Source organism: Paracoccus shandongensis (assembly GCF_017315735.1).
GTDB classification, from domain to species: Bacteria; Pseudomonadota; Alphaproteobacteria; order Rhodobacterales; family Rhodobacteraceae; genus Paracoccus; species Paracoccus shandongensis.
Genome location: NZ_JAFLRK010000010.1, coordinates 47,293 through 66,805 on the forward strand (window position 1 = coordinate 47,293; position 19,513 = coordinate 66,805).

Below are 19,513 nucleotides of genomic sequence, written 5' to 3' on the forward strand. Positions count from 1 at the left end.
CATGAATGCTTTGCTACACCCTGTCCTGAAGCCCGGGACCAGCCAGGGCCCTGTCTTCAAGGTCGACAGGCTGACAACATCGTTCCGCACGCCCGATGGATGGCGGCCGGTGATCCGCGACATCAGCTTCCACATAGACAAGGGCGAGACCCTGGCCATCGTCGGTGAATCCGGTTCGGGCAAAAGCGTCACGGCGCTGTCCGCCATGCGGCTGCTGCCGCGCGACCGGGCGCGCAGCGAAGGCCGCATCTTCCTTGACGGCCGCGACCTGCTGACCCTGGGCGAGGCCGAGATGCGCAAGGTCCGAGGCGGCCGGATCGGCATGATCTTCCAGGAACCGATGACCTCGCTGAACCCGGTGTTCACGATCGGCAACCAGTTGGCCGAGGCATTGGTCCTGCACAGGAACCTGTCCTGGGCCGCGGCGGAAGCCGAGGCCCTGCGCCTGATGGACCGGGTCCGCATCCCCGCCGCGAAATCGCGCCTGCACGAATACCCCCACAAGTTTTCCGGCGGGATGCGCCAGCGGGTGATGATCGCCATGGCGCTGGCCTGCCGGCCCAAGCTGCTGATCGCGGACGAGCCGACCACCGCCCTGGACGTGACCATCCAGGCCGAGATCCTGCATCTGATCCGCGAATTGCAGCGCGAGGAGGACATGGCGGTCCTGTTCATCACGCATGACATGGGCGTGGTGGCCGAGGTGGCGGACCGCACCGTGGTCATGTTCCGCGGCGACATGGTGGAAACGGGCGCGACGGACGCGCTGTTTGCCCGGCCCAGGGAACCTTACACCCGCATGTTGCTGGCTTCGATCCCGCAACTGGGCACGATGGGCGCGACCCCGGGACCGCGCCGCTTTCCCGAGGTCGATCCGGCCACCGGCGCCGCCAGCGAGGGCAGGGAAATGCCCGTGGTCACGGCAGGAACGGCCCCCGTGGTCGAGGTGTCGAACCTGTCGATCCGGTTCGACCTGCCGCAAGGACGCATCCACGCGGTCGAGGATGTGTCGTTTTCCATCATGCCCGGCGAAACGCTGGCCCTTGTCGGAGAATCGGGCTGCGGCAAATCGACCACCGGGCGGGCGATCATGCGCCTGCAAAATCCCACCGCAGGCAGCATCACCATCGGCGGCCGCGACATCGCATACATGAATGCGCGCGACCTGCGGGGCCTGCGGCGTTCGGCGCAGATGATCTTCCAGGATCCCTTCGCCTCTCTCAATCCGCGCATCACCGTCGGCAGCGCCATTGCCGAGCCGATGCTGGCGCATGGTGTGCTTGAAAAGCGTGCGGTGCGCGACCGCGTGACCCAGCTGCTGGAACAGGTCGGGCTGTCCCCCGACATGGCCAGCCGCTATCCGCATGAATTTTCCGGCGGGCAGCGGCAGCGCGTCTCGATCGCGCGGGCGCTTGCGCTGGAGCCGCAGCTGATCGTCGCGGACGAGGCGGTGTCGGCGCTGGATGTCTCGGTCAAGGCGCAGGTTTCCAACCTGCTGATGGATCTGCAGGCCAGCCGAGGACTGGCCTACCTGTTCATCAGCCATGACATGTCCGTGGTCGAACGCATCAGCCACCGCGTGGCCGTCATGTATTTCGGCGAGATCGTCGAGATCGGTCCCCGTGCCGCCGTGTTCGGCAACCCCCGGCATCCCTATACCCGCCGCCTGATCTCGGCGGTGCCGATCCCCGACCCGGCGCGGCGGGGGACCAGGATCCCGGCCCTTGCCTCCGAAGAAGCCCGCAGTCCCCTCCGGCCCCTGGACTATGTGCCGCCCAAGCGGCGCTACGACGAGGTGTCGCCCGGGCATCTTGTGCAACTGCCCTGAACTTTCCGCAAAAGACCGAAAGGACATCATCATGACCATTACCCGACACGGGGTCGGCGCCGGCAAGGGGTCGGGGCAGAAACCGCTGCCCTTCGCCAAGGCCACCGAGGCGGACGGCTGGCTTTACGTTTCCGGCCAGACACCGATGCGCGACGGCGAGGTGGTGGGCCAGGGCATCGTCGAGCAGTCCCGCATCGCCATCGAGAACATGCTGCAGATCGTGCGCGACGCCGGTTACGGCCCCGAGGACATCATGCGCGTCGGCGTCTGGCTGGACGATGCGCGCGATTTCTGGAGCTTCAACGGCGTCTTTGAAAGCTACTTCAAGGACAATCCCCCGGCGCGGGCCTGCGTGCAGTCGTCGATGGTGGTGGATTGCAAGGTCGAGGTCGACTGCATCGCCTGGCGCAAGCCTCGGGCCTGAAGCCAACCGGTCGGCAAGGCGGCGTGAGGGAAGTCATCCAGGGCATCAGTCAGGGATCCTGGCAAAACTGCCCCTTGATGTGGGCCGGAACAACCATGTCCATGCGCTGCCTGCGACGGGCTGGTCGGCCGTGAAAGGCCCGCAGCCCGACAGGTCCAAAACGAAAAAGGGCGCCGCAAGGGCGCCCAATTCGTGAAGCCTCGACCGTCGAAACGATGAGGCGCCAACGGATCACAAGGCCAGAACCAATACCCGCACCACCTGGGGGGCGTGCCCACTCGTTACGCAGGGTGACCTTGTGGGAACTGCCTATGAAACAGATGCGGCGCGGTCATACCCCAAATGGGGTATGCGGCTTATTTTTTCTGGCGCGCCATGGCGATGATCCTGTCCAGGACAAGGTCGCTGCGCTGGTAAAGGATGAGTTCAGCCGCGTCAGGCACAGGTTCGACGGTTATCCTGGGGTTGAGCTTCCCAAGCCTGCCGCAGGCATCAAGATCGATCCCCGGGTCGTCCAGCGGCGCCAGATAAAGCAACGGGATCGCCAGCGCCTGCAGCGCGGGATCGATCGGGAAGTGGGTCAACTGCAATTCGCGCACAAAGGTGACATGGCCCTGCTTGAGCGCGTGTTCGCAGGCGTTGCGGATCAGGGCAGTCCAGTCGGGATTGCGCAGGGTGACCTGGTTGATCGGATTGGTGCGGAAGGCCCGCTCCAGATACCAGTCCAGGCCGTGCTGCCGCATCATCCGGTGCCCGGATTTCGCCATCAGTTCGGCCACCCAGGGGGCGCTTCCGGCCAGTTGCAGCATCACCCGCTGGATCTTCGGAAGCCGCTGGAGGCCGGGGATGTCGAAGCCCCCCGCATATCCGACCGCCAGGAGGCCGTGGAACCGGCGGGGATCGGCCGCGGCTTCGGCCACAAGCGGCAACACCCCGTCCGCCTGGCCGACCCCCAGGCAGGGGCGGCCCACGATCCTGTCCAGAAACGCGCGCAGGGCGACGCGGTTGTCCTCCATCACGTCAAGCGACGCGTCGATCGTGCTGTTGCCATAGCCGGGCCGGGACAGCAGATAAAGGCAGATCCCCGCCTCCTTCAGCCGGGCCTCGCAGTCGGCCGGCAAGAGATAGGTCATCGTCATGCCCCGGGACAGGACCACGGGCAGGCCGTGCCGGTCGCCCATCCAGGTCCAGGCGATCCTGCGCCCGCCGCCCGTCTGGATGATGCTTTCGCGGTTCAGCGGGTCGTGCCAGACCGGGGCTGCCCCCGTCAGCCCGACCTGCTCGCGGCTTGCGACCATGGCAAGAAGACGCATCAGTTCCACGTTCGAGGGGGCGCCCATCTTGCCCATGATCGTCTTGATCTGGGTGCGGATCGTCAGCAAGGACACGCCCCGCCTTTGGGCGATGGCGTCAAGGTTGCGGGACTGGAAGAACAGCTCGGCCACCTCGCATTCCGCCTGCGTCAGCCCGAAGGCCTGCTGCAAGCGGTCCCCCGCGCGGGGCGCCCACGCGATTTCCAGCGAGCGGATCGCGATATGGTCCCGGTTCTGGCCCGCCGCCCGAAGAAGATAGGCTTCCGCCAGAAGGGTTTCGCCGTATTCCCCGGCGGCGGGCAGGATCGTGAGAATGGCGTGCGCCCCGTTATGCCGCTCTCCCGAGGCGCGCAGCAGCGCGTCGTAATCCTCGCGCGAGCCCGGGGCGATCCGCGCGGGATCGATCTGCCCGCCCTGCCTGACCCCGAAGGCGCGCTCTCCCGAGATGTTGATGGTGGCCACCCGTCCATTGGGCGAGATGACAAGGGCCGGGCCGGGAACCTCTGACACCGCGACCTTCAACGGGTCGCTGGTCACCGGAGCGCCGAGATTGTCGAGCGTGTCGCGGAAGATCGCCAACTGGCCAAGCAGGCGCCGCGACACCTTTGTCTGCGGGGTTCCGGCCCCCGAGGTCGTCAGCCTGCTTTCCCAGCCTGCTATCATGTCCTCGAAGGCCGAGTCGTCGAGAACCGAGCGATAGGTGCTTGCGATCAGGTCCAGGTCCGAGCCGTCTTCCGGGTCCGCCCCGATATCGAGTTGCGGCGACAGGAACATGTGCTGATCGGCAAGCGGCGTTTTCGATTTCCGACCGGGCATGGCGTCTTCCTGCAAGTGCGGGAAAACCGTAAGCCTTCCCGTGCCGCCTGATCAACCGCCTTTCGCCTGACCGAACCCTTCCGACGATGATGGCCGTCAGGGGCGTATCCGTCCGCAATCCATGGCTAGGCCGCGATCTGGCACCGGGCCTTGCCCAGCCATGGACCGTGGCCTGTGTCCCCTTTTCTGGCGTAATCAAGGGCGGGGTCTTGGTCGTCTGCCGCCCTGCCGACTGTCACCCCGCCGCCCGCGGGGCTGCCCCCGCGTTCAGGCGGCGCCTTCCGTGGCCCCGCCGCCGCTGCCGTATGTCACCACGCTCAGCCGGCCGTCGCCCTCGACATGCGCGCTGCGGACCTGGGCGATGGTCTCGACGCCGTTCAGGCGAAGGCTGCCCATCAGCTCGTCCGCCGTCAGCATCTCCTTTTTCAGGTTGCGGGGGATCATCTGCCCGTCCTTGATGACCTGCAGCGCCTCATGCCCGATCAGCCGCTCGAACCGGGGAAAGCGGAAGGACAGCCAGTTGGCCAGATAGTTCAGCGCCAGCATCGTCATGATCTGCACCGCGCCATCCACGACCGAGCTGTAGTCCCCCAGGGAATGGGACGCCGCCTCGGTGATCAGCAGCAGGAACACCAGGTCCATCGGCGCCAGCTCTCCGCCCGTGCGGCGCGGCAGCAGGCGGAACAGCGTCATGAACAGGACAAACAGGATCGCGCCGCGCGCAATCAGTTCCAGCAAAGGGGTTTCAAGCTCAAACATGGCGGCGGTCCTTCAAGTCCTTGCAGGTGTTCAATCCCCGCTTGTCACCCCGGGTTCCGGCTTCCTTGGCAAGGCCGCCCCTGCCTCGATGGAACATGCTTCTGCAGGTCGCGGTCGGCTCGGCCGCGTCCAGAAGATCAGGAACGATGCGGCCCTGGCTAAAGAAGCGATGGCAGAAGCAGCGCAAGCTGCGGGAAGATGACGATCAGCGCGATCATCAGGATCGTCACGCCGACATAGGGCAGGGCGGCCATGGCAACGGTGCTTAGTGTGACGCCCTGGCGGCTGCCCGCGCCCATCACGACATAGAGCAGCAGGCCGAAGGGCGGCGTGACCAGCCCGACCTCGAAGGCCAGCAGCAGGATCAGCCCAAGCCAGACCGTGTCAAAGCCGTATTGCGCAGCGATCGGCATGAAGATCGGCAGGGTGATCAGCATCATCGACACCTGGTCCATGAACATCCCCAGGATGAGGATGGTCACCACCATCAGCGCGATGATCCCGTAATACCCCAGGTCAAGCGCGATCAGGGACTGGATGAACCCGTTCGATGCCCCCGAAAAGGCGAAGATCTGCGAGAACGTCATCGAGGCCGAGATGATGAGGAACGTCATGCCCGTGACCTTCATGGCGTCGTCCAGCGACCTCCAGATCACGCCCCAGGTCAGCTTGCGATAGATCACCAGCAGGATGATGACCCCGGCGCAGCCAAGCGCGGCGGATTCGGTGGGGGTGGCGATCCCAAGGATGATCGTCCCCACCACCGAGAAGACAAGAAAGGACATCGGCATGATGTTCGACAGGATGGCCTTCCATTTTTCCCCGCTCGCCACCGGGGCGATCGCGTATTGAGGGGCGGCCTGGGGGTCGCGGTGGGCCTGGAACCAGATCAGCCCCCCGAACATCATCGCCAGGATCAGGCCCGGCAGGATGCCCGCGATCAGCAGGGCCCCCACGTCTATCTGCGCCAGCGATCCCAGAAGAACGGCCAGGGTCGAGGGCGGAATGATCACGGCAAGGCAGCCCGCGCCCAGGATCGGGCCATAGGCCATGCGGGGCTTGTAGTCGCGCTTCAGCATTTCGGGCGCCATCAGCGAGCTGAGCATGCCGGCATTGGCCAGGCTGGATCCCGACAGGGCGGCAAAGACGGCCCCCGACGCCAGGGTCACGTATGACAGCCTGGCGCGCAGGTTGCCGACCGCCAGGTCAAGCGCGTTGATGACCCGTTCCCCAAGCCCCGACCGGAAGTAAAGGCTGCCCATCACCAGGAACATCGGCAGGGGGGCAAGGGTATAGGTGCCGACGGCCTCGCTGAAGTTCGACACCATCTGCACGATCCCGCGCGTGCCGCCGAAAAACAGCATCAGGCCGATGATGTTGGTCGTGAAGAAGGCGAAGGCGACCGGCAGGCCAAGGCCCATCAGGACGACGACGGACCCCACCAGAACCGAAAAGGGATAAAGCCATTCCAATTACAAGCCCTCCAGGTCTTCGGCGGAAACGGTGTAAAGCGAGGCGGGCGTCAGCAGAAAGGCCAGCCATTCCAGCGCGGACAGGAAGAAGCCGATCACGATCGGCAGCAGGATCAGCCATTTCGGCATGTCGAATGTCCGGCTTTCAAAGCTGCCGGTGGCCAAGGCCGATGACAGGGACGCCAGGGCGACATAGCCCAGATAGACCGACAACAGCAGGCAGAGCAGATAAACCCCGGCCTCCAGAATGCGCCGGGCCGAGGGGGGAAACGTCGAGCGCAGGAAGACCACGAAGACGTGGCCGCGTGTCCTGACCAGCCAGGGCATGGACAGGAAGGTGATATAGAGCAGGCTGTATTCCGTGGCCGAGATGGCCCAGGTCATGGGCCGCAAGCCCATGTTGCGGACGGTCACGTCGACGATCACCATGACGATGCTCAGCCCGATCAGCGCCTTTGCCACGGATGCGCATAGCCAGGACAGCCTGGCCACATTCTTGAATAAGGTTTCCATATTTCCGAACGGCCTTGTTCATGAGGCGTTAAGCAATGAGGCCGCCCGGTCCGGACGGCCCTTTCAAGGTCATTCGAAATGCGCGCGCAGTTCTTCCACATGGGTGGGATCGCGCCGTTCCATCCGGGTCCAGCTTGCATTCGCCGCGGCGTCCAGGAAACGCTGGCGACCCTCGCCCGTCATCTCGACCACCGCCATTCCGTCGGCCTCGAGCGCGGCGCGCGTCTCCTGGTCTTCCTTGATGATGGCTTCCGAGCTTTCGCGCTCGAATTCCTGCGCGACCTCGTCCAGCACCGCCTTGGATTCGTCCGAAAGCGCATTCCAGGCATCCAGGTTCATGGAGATCAGCACATCTATGCCGAAGAAACTGGGATCGACGCGATAACGGGTGAACTTGTCCCAGCCAAAGTCGCGATAGCCGATCGCCGGATAGGCCACGCCGTTGATCATCCCCCTTTCAAGGGCGGTATAGGTGTCGCCCATCGGCATCACGATGGCCTGGGCGCCGATCTCGTCGAAAAACTCCTTGTAGAGGGGCGAGGCGCGCAGGATCAGGCCTTCAAGGTCGATCATTCCGTCGCTGGTCAGTTTCGGCTCGTCTGCTTCGTCAATGCCTGCCAGCGGTGGCGCGTGCCGCATGCCGTGCGGATCCTGCCATTGGCCGATTTCCAGGTCGATCTGGAATTGCATTACGTCTGGCCCGAACAGGCCGCGGAACTGCCGGTGGCCCATTTCGGGGACGTGCTGCGCGCGGTCTTGGCGCAGGACGGGGGGCCTGCCGCAGCGGGGTGACGCGGCAAAGCTTCCGCCAGTCCCCGGCGCGCCGCCCGAAGGGGCAGGGGCGCAAACAGGCCTTGGAAATCCCGCGCGTGATCGGCATGAACGGGCAGGGGTGTCGGACTGTCGCAAAGGGGGCTGGCCATGACCATCGCCGCGTTGCTGCTGGCAGCAGGCGCGTCCCGGCGCTTTGGCGAGGCCGACAAGCTGGCCGCCCCCTTCGACGGGCTGCCGCTGGTGGTCCATGCCGCCCGCGCGCTGACGGGGGCGGGCATCCTGCGGCGTCTTGCGGTGGTCCGGTCCGGCAGGATCGCCCGCCTGCTGGAGAACGAGGGCTTCGCGACCTTAATGATCGCCCCCGGACTCCAGTCCGATTCGATCCGGGCCGGCGTGGCGCATCTGGGCCAGCCCGACGCGCGGCTTCTGATCGCGCTTGGCGACATGCCGCTGGTCCGGGCCGAGGATTACCGCCGCCTGATCGCGGCCCCGCCGGACAGGCCTGCCTGCGCGTGGAAGGACGGGATGCCCATGCCGCCCGCGATCTTTCCGCCAGGCTGGCGGCCCCGGCTGATGACGCTGCAAGGCGACCGGGGCGCGGGGGCCCTGCTCAGGGAACTGCCCCGGCCCGCGCACCTGCATGTTCCCGCCGAACGGCTGGCGGATTTCGACCATCCCTCCGATTTCGCGGGGCATTAGGCCGGAACGGCCTGCGCGAAGGCGGCCATCGCCTCGGCCATGACCGACACGGCCAGGGCCTTGGGGTCGCGGGACGAGGGGATCAGGCCCATCGGCATCCCGGTTCGGGATGGCTGCCCCCGGCGTCATCCGTCAGGGAACAGGATCGCCTCGATGTCCATGGCGCCGTTCACGACATGCAGGACCGTGATCCGATCGGAGGCAACGCGGTAAAAGATCAGATAGCGCCCATGGACCCGGCGCCGGATGCCATGGCGCTCGTGGCGGGGCACGATCGGCCAGGCCAGCGGCATCTCTGCCAGGTCCATGCAGCACTGGTAAAGCTCTCGGATGAAGGTCACGGCGCGCGCGGGATTGTCGCGCGCGATATGGTCGCCGATCCCCTCCAGGTCCGCCTCGGCCGTGGCGGTGATCTCGACGATCATTCCGTGCCGCGCGGCCATGCCTCGTACCGGGCTTCCAGCCGCGCCGCCACGTCCCCGGCAGGCCGCACCCGCCCTGCGTCGGCATCGGCCAGGCCACGCGCCAAGGCCTGGTCCAGCACGGCCAGGCGTGTTTCACGCTCCTGGATCAGGCGGATACCCTCGCGCACGACCTCGCTCTTCGAGTTGTAGCGGCCGCTTTCGACAAGCTTTGCCACATAGCCTTCAAGCTTCGGTCCAAGTTCGGCACTCAGCATGTCCTGCTCCTTATGCTGGAACCAAGATGGCAAGTTTCATAACAGTTATCAAGTCTCCTTCCCTGGATCCCCCCGTTCCTTGGGCCAAACTCGGCCCGGCATCGGACATCCTCCGATGCAATCTGCAATGCGCCGCTGTCGAGGTTCTCGCGCACCATCGGGACCGGTAGTTGCAGGACGCCCACGCCCGCGACGTTGGCGGTGACGAGCCGGGGATGATGCTCGGCCACGGCCTTCGCCCGGAACCATCCGCCGCCTTCGGTCCGGGGGCAGGCAGGCCGGATCAAGCGTCCGCGCGCCGCGATCCGGCGGCTTGCAGCGCGACGGTTCTGCCTTGTTTCCGCCGGGAAGGGGCGTCGCCCTGGCGGTGTGCGTCCCTTACCGTCTGGCGGTGATCGCGGGGTTGCCTGCGGCGGTCAGGACCAGCGCGCCGGTGCCGTCGATCCGGTAGCCGTCCACGCGGCCGAGGGCGTCCAGGAAGCGGCGTTCCTGCGCCATCAGCGCCTCGGGGCAGGCCATCATCGTGGTTCCCGCGGGCGTCAGCGCCAGCCGCCCGCCTTCGGCCTGGTAGCGGCCCAGGATGCGGTTGCAGGTGCCGTTCCCCGCCAGCCGCCCGTCCCGCAGGAACTGCAGGCTGGCGTGGCTGTTGTCGATCACGCCCTGCCCGCCGATGTCCTCGGCCACCCATTCCGCGCCCAGCAGGGGCTGGTCGTCATGGGCGATCAGGTAATCGGCCACCGCGCGGAAGGCGGGCAGCGAGGTCGGGTCGCTGGCCGCGTTGGCCGCCACCGGGTGCGAGGCGAAGCGCGCGATCACCATGTCCGCCCGGGGGTCGATCCAGATCGTCTGGCCGTGGACGCCGCGCGCCGTGAAGCTGCCGTGGTCGTCATGGGTGATCCACCACAGGCCCTGATAGCTCCAGCCCGGCAGGTCATGGCCCGCCTTGGCGAAGCGGGCCCGGTCGCCCCCCTGCCGCAGGCGGGCGATGGCGGCTTCGGGGATGATCTGCCTGTCGCCCGCGCGGCCGCCGTCCAGGATCATCTGGCCCAATCGCGCCATGTCGCGCAGGCTTGCGTTGAAGCCCCCGCCCGCGAAGGGCGTGCCAAGCGCATCGACGGTGTAATAGCCCTCGCGCCGCTGGCCGAGCCTCGACCAGATGGTTTGCGCCAGGTGATCGGCCACCGACCGGCCCGTCACCCTGGCCACCAGCCAGCCCGCCACATCGGCGTTGGGGGTCTTGTAGCCGAAGGCCTCGCCATGGGTGCCGCCCTTTCCGATGCCCTGCAAGGCCTCGTAATAGCCGCGCGGGCCGGTGTCATCCGGCCCCTTGGGGAAGGCGCTGCCCGCGGCGGAATAGGTCCAGACCCCGGCCCCGGGGTCGGCGTAATCCTCGGAATAGTCCAGCGCGGTGGTCATTTCCAGCACCTGCCGGACGGTGGCGTCGCCAAAGGCGCTGCCCGCCAGTTCCGGGATGATTCCGGCCACGGGCGCGGCCTCGTCCAGCCGCCCTTCGGCGATCAGCGCCTCGGCCATCAGCCCGGTCAGGCTTTTGGTGACCGACATGGCGCCGTGCAGGCCGTCGGGTTCCAGGCAGCCGCCATGGCGTTCATAAACGACGCGGCCGTGGTGCAGCACGATCACCCCGTCGCTGTAATTGGCGTCGGAGGCCTCGTCCCAGGTCATCCGCCCGCCGCCGCCGCCCAGGGGCGTGAAGGCGACGGCCCCGATCGCGGGGTCCAGCGCCTCGGGCAGCGGGGCGGCGGCATCCGGGCCCCGGTCCACGGCGACCACCGGCATCATCCGGCTGAAATGGCAGACGGTCCAGCGCAGCTTGGGAAAGGCGAAGAAATCGGGATCGCCCGGACGGATGGTCTTGTCGGGCGCGGGCGGCTGGCCCTGCATCCAGCCCAGCACCCCGGGGTCCGAGGCCCGGGCCGACAGCGGCTCGGCCGGTTGGGGTCCGGTCTGCTGCGCCATGGCCGCGCCTCCGAAGGTCAGGGCCACGGCCAGCGCCGGGGCGGTCAGGGGGGTCATGTCACGCTTCTTTCCGAGGCTTCCGCCCTGCCGGGGCGGGCAGGTGCCGCAGTCTGCCCGGTCATGGGGGGGCGTGGCAAGGGCGGGGCCGCGCGCCCGGCCTGGCGCGCCGGGCTGTTCGCCCTTGGCGCGCATCAGACGCTTTCGGCCCCGTCGATCACCAGGGCATGACCCGTCATGAAGGCCGACCTGTCCGAGGCGAGGTAGAGGATGGCTTCGCCGATCTCCTCGGGGGTTCCGAAGCGGCCCATCGGAATGGTGTCGCGCACATAATCCTCCAATGCCGCGCGGCCGCCCATCTGCTCCTCAAAGCCGGCATTGAAGACGGTGTCGACGAAACCGGGGCACAGGGCATTGCAGCGCACATTGTGGCGGGCGTAATCGGCGGCGATCTGGCGGGTCATGGCGATGACCGCGTGCTTGGTGGTGCAATAGGCGATCATCCCGCGGTCATGCTGCACGCCGGAATTGGACGACGTGATGATGATCGACCCCATCCTGCGGGGGACCATGACGGACATCGCGGCCTTGGCGGCCACGAAATGCGCCCGCACGTTCAGCCGCCAGGACAGGTCCATGCCAGCCACATCCATCTGGTCCAGCCGTCCCGGCACCTGGACGCCCGCGTGCGAGTGCAGGACATCCAGCCGCCCGAACCGGGCCGCCGTGTCCAGAATGGCGCCCGACAGCGCCGCATCGTCGGTCACATCAAGGCCCAGGCTTTCGGCCTGTCCCCCCTGCGCGGTGATGTCGCGGGCGACGGCGGCGGCACGGCCGGCGTCAAGGTCGGTCACAACGACGCAGGCCCCTTCGCGCGCTAGGGCCATCGCGCCCGCCCGTCCGATCCCGGCACCGGCCCCCGTCATGAAGGCCACGCGGTCTTTCAGCATCATGGTCCATCCTTTGAAGGCATGTCAGCGTTTGCGGGGGCGGAGGATCATCTGGGCCGCGATCAGCAGCACCAGCGAGGCCGCCATGACCATCGCCCCGATGGCGTTGATTTCAGGGGTCACCCCCCGCCGTATCGACGAGAAGATATAGATCGGCAGGGTCGTTTCCGATCCGGCAACGAAGAACGCGACGATGAAATCGTCAAAGCTGAAGGTGAAGGCCAGCAGGAAGCCCGCCAGCACCGCGGGGGCGATCTGCGGCAGGGTGATCTGCACGAAGCTGCGCATGGGGGGTGCGCCCAGGTCGGCGGCGGCCTCCAGCAGGGTGCGGTCCATGCCCTGCAGGCGGGCGCGCACGATCACGACAACCAGCGCCATGGTGAACAGCCCGTGCGCGGCGATCAGCGACCCTTTCCCCAGGCCGAGTTGCGGTGGGGTTTCGCCGCCGAAGATCGCGGCCAGAAGCGGGTTCAGCGTGCCGAACACCGTCACCAGGGTGATCAGCGTGGCGATGCCGATGACGATGCCGGGCACCATCACGGCCATGTAGATCAGCGCGTCATAGACCATCCGCATCCAGCCCCTGATGCCTTGCAACGCGATCGCGGCAAGCGTCCCGCAGATCGTGGCCAGCAGGGCCGAGGCCAGGGCCACGGCGAAGCTGGTCTTCAGCGCCTCCAGCACAAAGGGGTTGTTCAGCGCCTTGCCATACCATTGCGTGGAAAACCCCGTGAACTGCGCCGCATGGCGCCCCGCGTTGAAGGAAAACAGCGCGATGATGCCGATGGGGATATAAAGAAACAGATAGACCGAAAGGACATACAGCCTCATCAGCGCGCCCCTTACATCATCGAGACATCGTCGCGCCCACCCGACAGGCGCTTCATCGCCCGCAGATAGATCGTGACGGTGACCAGCATGACCAGCACCAGCGTCGCCGCCACGGCGGCTCCGAAGGGCCAGTTCCGGGATTGAAGGAACAGGTCGACCAGGGCGTTGCCGACAAAGAACACCTTTCCGCCGCCCAGGATCTGCGGGATCAGGAATTCCCCCATCAGCAGGATGAAGACCAGCATCGAACCTGTGGCCACGCCTGCCAGCGACAGCGGCAAGGTGATCTGCAGGAAGGTCCGCCAGGGCGGGCTGCCCAGGTCGGCCGAGGCTTCCAGCAGGCGGCGGTCGATCTTTTCCAGCGCGACATGGATCGGAAAGACCATCAGCGGCAGATAGCCATAGACGATCCCCACCAGCACCGCGAAGGGCGTGTTGATCAGGCGGGGGCGGCCAAGACCCAGTTCGGCGATCAGGCGGGGAAGGCCGTTGCCGCCCAGGATCTGGATCCACGCATAGGACCGGATCAGGATGGAGGTCCAGAACGGCACGATGACCAGGATCAGCAGGATGGTGCGCCAGCGCGGATCGGCCTTGATCGCCAGGTGATAGGCCAGCGGATAGGCGATCAGCAGGCACAGCACCGTGCCAAGCGGGGCCAGCAGGATCGTGTTCCGAAAGGCCGTCCAGCGCGCGGACAGGTTGGCGTAATTGTCCAGCGTGAAGGCCGGGACGTATCCGCCCGCAGCCCCCCTTTCGCCAAAGCTGAACAGGACGACGACCAGCAGGGGAAGCACCAGCATGAACAAAAGCCATGCCGTGGCGGGTGCCAGGAAAAGGGTGGTGCGCAGGGCTGGCCGCACGTCCGTTCCCCCCTTCAGGCCGACTTGAAGCGGGCCATGATCTCGGCCCGCTCGGGGTTGGTGAGGGTGACTGCGGCGCCGAATTCCAGGGCGTTCAGAAGCTCGGCCGCCGGATAAAGGATCGGGCTGTTGCGCATCTCGTCGGGCAGCAGCGCATCCACGCGCCTGTCCCCGGTGGGATAGCCATGGAAGCGCGCTTCCTGGGCCGCCATCTCGGGGGCCAGCAGGAAGTTGATCAGCGCGTAAGCCGCGTCGCGGTGCGGGGCCGAGGCCGGAACGGTGAAGAAGTCCGACCACAGCTCGCCCCCCTCCCTGCCCAGCACATAGGCGATTTCCGGCATGTCGCGCTGCAACTGCACCGCGTCGCCGGTCCAGCACATCGACATGGCCGCGTCCCCCGAACGCATCGAGGGCTGGTAATCCGAGTTGATGGCAAAGAGATGCGGCTTCGTGTCGATCAGCAGCTTTTCGGCATCGGCCAGTTCCGCGGGATCGACCGAGTTGAAGGAATAGCCGTAATACTTCAGCGCGTTGCCGATGGCGGTCAGCTGATAGTCATGCACCATCGCGCGCCCCGACAGCTGGTCGCGGGCAAGATCCCAGAACTCTTTCCAGGTGGCGGGCGTGGCGCCGTCCAGTTCGGAGGTGTTCACGCAATAGCCGGTCGTGCCGATATTGCGCGGGATGGCATAGGTCTTGCCATCGATGACGCCCGGGCCGGCAAAGCGGGCATCGAAGGCCGAGGGATCGAAGTTCGGGATGCGCGACAGGTCCAGTTCCTCGATGATGCCCTGCTCGGCATAGGTGGAAATGGTGTAGTTGGTCGCCACCACCACGTCCCAGCCTGCGCCGCCTGCCTGCAGCTTGGCCAGCATTTCCTCGTTCGAGCCGAAGACGTTCACGTCCACCGCAGCCCCGGTGGCGGCGCGGAAGGCTTCGAGGCTTTCAGGGGCGTGATAGTTCGGCCAGGTCGCGATCACGACCCGGTCGCCGATGCTTCCCTGCGCCCAGGCCTGCCGCGCAAGGCCGGGCATGGCGCCGGCCATCGCGGCGGCCGCCAGCCCAAGGCCGGTCCGGGCCAGGAAATCGCGGCGCGAAATCGACCCCTTGCGATAGCTTTCCAGCGTCTGGAGAAAGTGTCTTTCAGTGGCGGTGGCACGGCGGTCGGTCATCTTTTTCCCCTGTTGAGTGATGCGAAGGAAAGGTGCCCGCGCATGGGTCTGCGCAGGTCGCTGTTGATCGGGATCAGTCCTTGGTCAGCGCCAGCGGGCCGCCGTCGCGCCAAAGGGCGGCGACTTCGGCGCCCACTTCCAGGTCATGTGCCGCGGCATCGGCGCCGCGCGGGACCACGGCGACCAGATGGCCGATGGCCACCGACGAAAGGTGATATTCGGTATGTTCGCCCAGGAAGATGCGATGCGTGATCCGCATCGGGTGGCCATCCGGCGCCCCAAGCGGGGCAATGCGGACATCTTCGGGCCGGAGGGAGAGCACGATCTCTGTTCCCGCCGCAAGCGGCCCGGGGGTGCGGGCGGTGAAGGCCAGGCCCTGTGGCCCCCGCGCGCGGACCCGGTCCCCCGCCATGCCCACCACCCGGGACGGGATGAAGTTCGACCGCCCCACGAAATCGGCCACATAGCGGCTTTGGGGCCGGTCATACAGGTCTTCCGGCGTGCCGATCTGGGCGATCTGCCCCTGGTTCATGATGCAGACCCGGTCCGACATGGACAGCGCCTCCTCCTGGTCATGGGTCACAAGGACGAAGGTGATGCCCAGTTCCCGTTGCAGCGATTTCAGTTCGATCTGCATGTCGTGGCGCAGCTTCTTGTCCAGCGCGGCCATGGGTTCATCCAGCAGCAGGATCTTGGGCCGGTTCACGATGGCCCGCGCCAGCGCGACACGCTGTTGCTGCCCGCCCGACATTTCCCAGATCCGCCGGTCCCCGAAGCCGGCAAGACGCACCATCTGCAGCGCCCGCCCCACCTCTTGCGCGATTTCGGCAGCGGGGGGACGGGGGCGGCGCTGATCAAGCCCGTAGCCCACGTTCCGCGCCACGTTCATATGGGGAAACAGGGCGTATTGCTGAAAGACCATGTTCACCGGGCGAAGATGCGGAGGCACCCCGTTGACCACCCGGCCATCGATCAGAACCTCGCCCTCGGTCGCCTGTTCAAAGCCCGCAAGCATCCTCAGCGCCGTGGTCTTGCCGCAGCCCGAGGGGCCCAGGAAGGACAGGAACTCTCCCTGCCGGATGGTGAGGTTCAGCCCGCGTGCGGCGGTGACCAGGCCATACCGCTTGGTCACGGCCCTCAGTTCGGCGATGGGTTGAACGTCCATGCTGCTCTCGGAAGCCTATCCCTTGACTTGGGGAAAAGCGTAGAAAATCATGGCAAGGCTGTATATATCACAAAAAGCATAGTTCGGTGGTGTTTGACGCTGCGGATACCAAAGGGGCCCAGACCGGACTGCTTGCCGCGGCCATCGCCGCGCTTGGCACGGCCGGCTTCTGCCCGGCGCTCACGGCATGGCTGCGCTCGGTGATGCCCTGCACGTTCACCGTTGTCTTCGGCTATCAGGGCGACAGCCGCCCCCTTGAGATCCACGATGATTTTCCGCAGGCCCGACGCAAGGTCTTTGTCAGCGACTATGTCGAGGGGCCCTATCTTCTCGACCCCTTTTTCCTGGGGGCGGTCCGTCCGGTGCCCCCCGGTCTTTATCGGCTGCGCGACCTGGCACCCGACCGCTTCTATCAGGGCGAATATTTCCGCACGTACTACATGCGGACCGAGATCGCGGAAGAAATCGGCTATTTCGCGCACCTGCCTGGCGATGCCCATGTCGTCCTGTCCCTGATGCGCGAGGAAAAGGTGTTCAGCCAGCCGGAATTCCGGCGTCTTTCCAGGATCTCGCCGATCGTCACGGCCCTGATGGGACAGCATTGGTCCGGCCTTGCGGAAATCTTCGCCACCCGCGCGGCCAGGAAGGCGGAACTGACCGGGCAGGGCCTGGACCGCCTCACACCGCGCGAGCGCGAGATCGTGGGCTATGTCCTGAAGGGCCATTCGGCCGAGGCGACGGGACAGGCGCTTGGGATCGCATCGGGCACGGTGCGGATCCACCGCCGCAACATCTATGCAAAGCTTGGCATCTCGTCGCAACGGGAACTGTTTGCGCGCTTCCTGGCCTCGGTTTCCTAGAACACCGGACAAAACCCTCTGATCTGGTTGAGGCAGATGAGGGCGCAGCCGAGGAGCATTCAGCCCGGCAGCGATGATGATCGCAGGCCTTGTCGGCATGACGCTTGTCGGGCCGCTTGCGCGCGGCTCAGGAAGCGCAATCGGTGAATATCAGCGGGGCTGAAATGGCGATAGCCGTTCGGCCCACGCTGCGGTGCCACAAGACCGATGTCCTCATGGCATCGGACCGTCCTGGAGGTGAGACCCGACGCCTGCGCGGCTTCGGGGATGTTCATTCCAGCCCTTCCTTGCCCTGAAGGATGCCGCGTGCGCCCTGACCGGGGACACGGCAAGGCTGCGGCCGGAACCGCCCCCGATCACGGCCAGGATGCCCAGGATCAGCGATCTAGCGAATGCCGTTCGCAACCTGAACCTCGCGCACGAAGCGGATGATCCCGGCCAGTTCCGGGTCCGTGAGCCCCGGCACCGGAGGCATGTTTCCGAAGGGCCAGTGATGGGCACGCACCCCGTTGCGTGCTGCCAGGACGAATGCCATGTCGCCGTGGTGGCCCGGTTCGTAGATCTTGTGGATGAGGGGTGGTGCAGTCCCCGCCCGCCCCTCGGCATCGGTGCCGTGGCAGGATGCGCAGTTGGCGGCGAAGGCCTGCTGACCGGCCTTGGCTGCGGGTGACAACGTGGCCGGCAGGGTTACAGCAACAACAGCCTGGCCGTCTTCAGCCGGCCTTCCGGCATCGGATCGGCCCCAGAGCCACCAGGCAGCGCCTGTGGCGACCGCGGCAATGGCCGCAAGAAGAACAGTTCGCATGATATCTTTCCTGTGATTGGCCCGCGCGGAGGAAGAGCCGCGCGAGCGGCGCCGGGATACCCGGCGCCAGCTTCAGCGATCCGGTCAGTTCGACGGCCCATGGACGATGCCGTTGGGGCGGTCGCCCACCGGCACCGATCCGACGACCTCCTGGCGCGCGACGTCGATGACCGAGACGCTGTCGTCCGCGATGTTGGTCACGAACACGAAGGCGCCGTCCGCCGAAACCGACACGCCATGCGCGCCGGCAGCGGTTTCCAGCGTCCTGGCAACCTCGCCGGTCGCCGTGTCGATCACCGACACGGTGTCGTTCGGGGCGGCCTCGGTCCCCTGGTTGGCGACATAGACCTGGCTGCCGTCGGGGGTGACGATCATCTGGATCGGATTGGGACCGACCTCGATCCTGGCCGTGACCTTGCGCGTGGCGGTGTCGATCACGGCGACGCGGTTCTCGTCGCGCAGCGAGACATAGACCCGGCTGCCATTAGGGGTGAAGCCAACCTGGACCGGCGCCGTGCCCACCGGGATGCGCGCCGCCTCGGTGAAGCTGGCCGTGTCGATGACCGAAACCGACCCGTCCTCGACATTGGCGACATAGAGCTCGGTCCCGTCCGGGCTGAGCCGCAGCCCGTGCGGATAAGCTCCGGTCCTGATGCGCTTGACCACCGATGCGTTGGCGAGATCGACCACCGCGACCTCGTCCGCGCCCGAGAGGGACGCATAGGCGCGACCCTGCGTATCGGCGACGACGTGGGCCGGGTGGGCACCGAGCTGCACCGTGACGGCAGGCTTCGAGAGGTCCTGTGGATCAAGCATCACCAGAAGTCCCGCGGCGTCCCCGTCGTGGCCATGCCCCTGAAAGCCATGATCACGGGAAGCCGGAGTGCCGACCGCCAGCAGGAAGCGCCCGTCCGGCGTCAGATCGACGTTATGGGGCGCGACCGGGACCGGCGCCGTCGTCACGGTCCCGGTGCCCAGGTCGATGGCGCTGATCGAGCTGCCGCCTTCGTCGGCGGACCAGACGGTGCCGCCGGTCTGGCCGAAGTCGATGGCCTCGGGGTGGGTTCTCTCCTTCAGCCAGGCTTCCATCTCGGCGATCTCGCGCTCTTGCGCGGCGATGATCTGCCCGGCCCATGCCCTGGTCTGCGGATCATCGCCGTACTGCTGGACGATCCGGGCCATGTCGATCGCGCCCTGATGATGCGGGATCATGCCCCGGACAAAGGCCGTGTCGGGGTCATCGGCCATGACGCCGTCCATCATCGGCCCGTGCATCGCGTCCATGGCATCCACATAGGCGCGGGTGAAAGCGGGGATGTTCCCATCGGCTGGCGCTGTCCCGGCAGCCTTCGAGGCATCGGCCGCCCCGTTCATCATCCCGCCCTGCATCATGGTCCGCATCTGGTCTGGCATACCCGGCATCGGCATCGTTGGGGCGGCCTGTTCCTGCGCCTGCGCGGGGTGGTGGGTGTCATGCCCGGCCTGCGCCAGGGCAACAGTCGGCAGCCCTGCCGCGAGGCCAAGGGAAAGGGCGATTGCAGTTCGTTTCATTGCTGTTCATCCATGTCCGGGAAAACGCGGCATCACACAGCGCACGCGCATCCCCCTGGTGATCG

21 protein-coding genes are annotated in these 19,513 nt (G+C 66.4%); 5 read left to right on the plus strand and 16 right to left on the minus strand.

All coding sequences use genetic code 11. From position 1 onward, the window contains the following. Nucleotide 1: 1 nt before the first annotated feature. Together JX613_RS08975 and JX613_RS08980 are read left to right on the plus strand one after the other, a co-directional pair. Nucleotides 2-1,828: an ABC transporter ATP-binding protein gene (locus tag JX613_RS08975; RefSeq protein ID WP_207101123.1), complete on the plus strand. Its 1,827-nt coding sequence runs from the start codon at nucleotides 2-4 to the stop codon at nucleotides 1,826-1,828. Nucleotides 1,829-1,859: 31 nt separating this feature from the next. Next, on the plus strand, nucleotides 1,860-2,252 hold the full coding sequence (locus JX613_RS08980; RefSeq protein WP_207101124.1) for a RidA family protein: 393 nt from the start codon (nucleotides 1,860-1,862) through the stop codon (nucleotides 2,250-2,252). A gap of 356 nt (nucleotides 2,253-2,608) precedes the next feature. Here the strand turns inward: JX613_RS08980 and JX613_RS08985 are convergent, their stop codons facing one another. The 5 genes from JX613_RS08985 to dctP form a co-directional block, all read right to left on the minus strand. Beyond that, nucleotides 2,609-4,381 carry a helix-turn-helix transcriptional regulator gene (locus JX613_RS08985; RefSeq protein ID WP_207101125.1) on the minus strand — a complete coding sequence of 591 codons (1,773 nt, stop codon included), beginning with the start codon at nucleotides 4,379-4,381 and terminating at the stop codon, nucleotides 2,609-2,611. A 267-nt stretch (nucleotides 4,382-4,648) separates the two neighbouring features. After that, nucleotides 4,649-5,140 (minus strand): DUF421 domain-containing protein, encoded by a 492-nt coding sequence (locus JX613_RS08990; RefSeq protein WP_207101126.1) that lies wholly within the window; start codon nucleotides 5,138-5,140, stop codon nucleotides 4,649-4,651. Nucleotides 5,141-5,298: 158 nt separating this feature from the next. Further along, the gene (locus tag JX613_RS08995; RefSeq protein WP_207101127.1) at nucleotides 5,299-6,612 is read right to left on the minus strand and encodes a TRAP transporter large permease; all 1,314 of its coding nucleotides are present in this window, start codon (nucleotides 6,610-6,612) and stop codon (nucleotides 5,299-5,301) included. Continuing rightward, on the minus strand, nucleotides 6,613-7,074 hold the full coding sequence (locus JX613_RS09000; protein WP_207101128.1) for a TRAP transporter small permease subunit: 462 nt from the start codon (nucleotides 7,072-7,074) through the stop codon (nucleotides 6,613-6,615). 120 nt (nucleotides 7,075-7,194) lie between these two features. Then, nucleotides 7,195-7,698, minus strand: a complete 504-nt coding sequence (gene dctP / locus JX613_RS09005; protein ID WP_207101129.1) for a TRAP transporter substrate-binding protein DctP — start codon at nucleotides 7,696-7,698, stop codon at nucleotides 7,195-7,197. A 57-nt stretch (nucleotides 7,699-7,755) separates the two neighbouring features. Between dctP and JX613_RS09010 the strand changes: the two genes are divergently transcribed. After that, nucleotides 7,756-7,917, plus strand: a complete 162-nt coding sequence (locus tag JX613_RS09010) for a hypothetical protein (RefSeq protein WP_207101130.1) — start codon at nucleotides 7,756-7,758, stop codon at nucleotides 7,915-7,917. A 129-nt stretch (nucleotides 7,918-8,046) separates the two neighbouring features. Then, entirely contained in the window at nucleotides 8,047-8,598 is a 552-nt protein-coding gene (locus JX613_RS09015) for a nucleotidyltransferase family protein (protein WP_207101131.1), read from the plus strand. Between the two features lie 125 nt (nucleotides 8,599-8,723). Here JX613_RS09015 and JX613_RS09020 read toward each other — a convergent pair whose 3' ends face one another. From JX613_RS09020 to JX613_RS09055, 8 genes are all read right to left on the minus strand, one after another. Then, nucleotides 8,724-9,041, minus strand: coding sequence for a type II toxin-antitoxin system RelE/ParE family toxin (locus JX613_RS09020; RefSeq protein ID WP_237168463.1), 318 nt, complete (start codon nucleotides 9,039-9,041; stop codon nucleotides 8,724-8,726). Further along, on the minus strand, nucleotides 9,020-9,277 hold the full coding sequence (locus tag JX613_RS09025; protein WP_207101132.1) for a type II toxin-antitoxin system ParD family antitoxin: 258 nt from the start codon (nucleotides 9,275-9,277) through the stop codon (nucleotides 9,020-9,022). The genes JX613_RS09020 and JX613_RS09025 overlap by 22 nt, the downstream gene beginning before the upstream one ends. A 378-nt stretch (nucleotides 9,278-9,655) precedes the next feature. Beyond that, nucleotides 9,656-11,311: a serine hydrolase gene (locus JX613_RS09030; RefSeq protein WP_207101133.1), complete on the minus strand. Its 1,656-nt coding sequence runs from the start codon at nucleotides 11,309-11,311 to the stop codon at nucleotides 9,656-9,658. A gap of 134 nt (nucleotides 11,312-11,445) precedes the next feature. Next, nucleotides 11,446-12,204, minus strand: a complete 759-nt coding sequence (locus JX613_RS09035) for an SDR family NAD(P)-dependent oxidoreductase (RefSeq protein WP_207101134.1) — start codon at nucleotides 12,202-12,204, stop codon at nucleotides 11,446-11,448. Nucleotides 12,205-12,225: 21 nt separating this feature from the next. Further along, the gene (locus JX613_RS09040; RefSeq protein WP_207101135.1) at nucleotides 12,226-13,032 is read right to left on the minus strand and encodes an ABC transporter permease; all 807 of its coding nucleotides are present in this window, start codon (nucleotides 13,030-13,032) and stop codon (nucleotides 12,226-12,228) included. A gap of 11 nt (nucleotides 13,033-13,043) precedes the next feature. Further along, nucleotides 13,044-13,895, minus strand: a complete 852-nt coding sequence (locus JX613_RS09045; RefSeq protein ID WP_207101136.1) for an ABC transporter permease subunit — start codon at nucleotides 13,893-13,895, stop codon at nucleotides 13,044-13,046. Nucleotides 13,896-13,909: 14 nt separating this feature from the next. Beyond that, nucleotides 13,910-15,067 (minus strand): ABC transporter substrate-binding protein, encoded by a 1,158-nt coding sequence (locus JX613_RS09050; RefSeq protein ID WP_207101137.1) that lies wholly within the window; start codon nucleotides 15,065-15,067, stop codon nucleotides 13,910-13,912. 73 nt (nucleotides 15,068-15,140) lie between these two features. Continuing rightward, entirely contained in the window at nucleotides 15,141-16,232 is a 1,092-nt protein-coding gene (locus JX613_RS09055) for an ABC transporter ATP-binding protein (RefSeq protein WP_207101138.1), read from the minus strand. Between the two features lie 89 nt (nucleotides 16,233-16,321). Between JX613_RS09055 and JX613_RS09060 the strand changes: the two genes are divergently transcribed. Continuing rightward, nucleotides 16,322-17,092: a helix-turn-helix transcriptional regulator gene (locus JX613_RS09060; protein ID WP_336512287.1), complete on the plus strand. Its 771-nt coding sequence runs from the start codon at nucleotides 16,322-16,324 to the stop codon at nucleotides 17,090-17,092. Nucleotides 17,093-17,151: 59 nt separating this feature from the next. Here JX613_RS09060 and JX613_RS09065 read toward each other — a convergent pair whose 3' ends face one another. The 3 genes from JX613_RS09065 to copM all read right to left on the minus strand — a co-directional run bounded on the left by JX613_RS09065 (nucleotide 17,152) and on the right by copM (nucleotide 19,448). Beyond that, the gene (locus JX613_RS09065) at nucleotides 17,152-17,367 is read right to left on the minus strand and encodes a MerR family transcriptional regulator (protein WP_207101139.1); all 216 of its coding nucleotides are present in this window, start codon (nucleotides 17,365-17,367) and stop codon (nucleotides 17,152-17,154) included. A gap of 110 nt (nucleotides 17,368-17,477) precedes the next feature. Continuing rightward, nucleotides 17,478-17,897, minus strand: a complete 420-nt coding sequence (locus JX613_RS09070; protein ID WP_207101140.1) for a c-type cytochrome — start codon at nucleotides 17,895-17,897, stop codon at nucleotides 17,478-17,480. Nucleotides 17,898-17,981: 84 nt separating this feature from the next. Continuing rightward, complete coding sequence (gene copM, locus JX613_RS09075; protein ID WP_207101141.1) at nucleotides 17,982-19,448, minus strand: CopM family metallochaperone; 1,467 nt, start codon at nucleotides 19,446-19,448, stop codon at nucleotides 17,982-17,984. Nucleotides 19,449-19,513 lie beyond the last annotated feature (65 nt).

What these genes read in the sequence shown, in the direction of transcription:
- JX613_RS08980 (WP_207101124.1), top strand. Translation starts at nt 1,860, where the DNA reads ATGACCATTACCCGACACGGGGTCGGCGCCGGCAAGGGGTCGGGGCAG.
- JX613_RS09070 (WP_207101140.1), bottom strand. Translation starts at nt 17,897, where the DNA reads ATGCGAACTGTTCTTCTTGCGGCCATTGCCGCGGTCGCCACAGGCGCT.
- copM (WP_207101141.1), bottom strand. Translation starts at nt 19,448, where the DNA reads ATGAAACGAACTGCAATCGCCCTTTCCCTTGGCCTCGCGGCAGGGCTG.
- JX613_RS09025 (WP_207101132.1), bottom strand. Translation starts at nt 9,277, where the DNA reads ATGCTGAGTGCCGAACTTGGACCGAAGCTTGAAGGCTATGTGGCAAAG.
- JX613_RS08985 (WP_207101125.1), bottom strand. Translation starts at nt 4,381, where the DNA reads ATGCCCGGTCGGAAATCGAAAACGCCGCTTGCCGATCAGCACATGTTC.
- JX613_RS09035 (WP_207101134.1), bottom strand. Translation starts at nt 12,204, where the DNA reads ATGATGCTGAAAGACCGCGTGGCCTTCATGACGGGGGCCGGTGCCGGG.
- dctP (WP_207101129.1), bottom strand. Translation starts at nt 7,698, where the DNA reads ATGATCGACCTTGAAGGCCTGATCCTGCGCGCCTCGCCCCTCTACAAG.
- JX613_RS08975 (WP_207101123.1), top strand. Translation starts at nt 2, where the DNA reads ATGAATGCTTTGCTACACCCTGTCCTGAAGCCCGGGACCAGCCAGGGC.
- JX613_RS09055 (WP_207101138.1), bottom strand. Translation starts at nt 16,232, where the DNA reads ATGGACGTTCAACCCATCGCCGAACTGAGGGCCGTGACCAAGCGGTAT.
- JX613_RS09015 (WP_207101131.1), top strand. Translation starts at nt 8,047, where the DNA reads ATGACCATCGCCGCGTTGCTGCTGGCAGCAGGCGCGTCCCGGCGCTTT.
- JX613_RS09040 (WP_207101135.1), bottom strand. Translation starts at nt 13,032, where the DNA reads ATGAGGCTGTATGTCCTTTCGGTCTATCTGTTTCTTTATATCCCCATC.
- JX613_RS09065 (WP_207101139.1), bottom strand. Translation starts at nt 17,367, where the DNA reads ATGAACATCCCCGAAGCCGCGCAGGCGTCGGGTCTCACCTCCAGGACG.
- JX613_RS09030 (WP_207101133.1), bottom strand. Translation starts at nt 11,311, where the DNA reads ATGACCCCCCTGACCGCCCCGGCGCTGGCCGTGGCCCTGACCTTCGGA.
- JX613_RS09050 (WP_207101137.1), bottom strand. Translation starts at nt 15,067, where the DNA reads ATGACCGACCGCCGTGCCACCGCCACTGAAAGACACTTTCTCCAGACG.
- JX613_RS09020 (WP_237168463.1), bottom strand. Translation starts at nt 9,041, where the DNA reads ATGGCCGCGCGGCACGGAATGATCGTCGAGATCACCGCCACGGCCGAG.
- JX613_RS08990 (WP_207101126.1), bottom strand. Translation starts at nt 5,140, where the DNA reads ATGTTTGAGCTTGAAACCCCTTTGCTGGAACTGATTGCGCGCGGCGCG.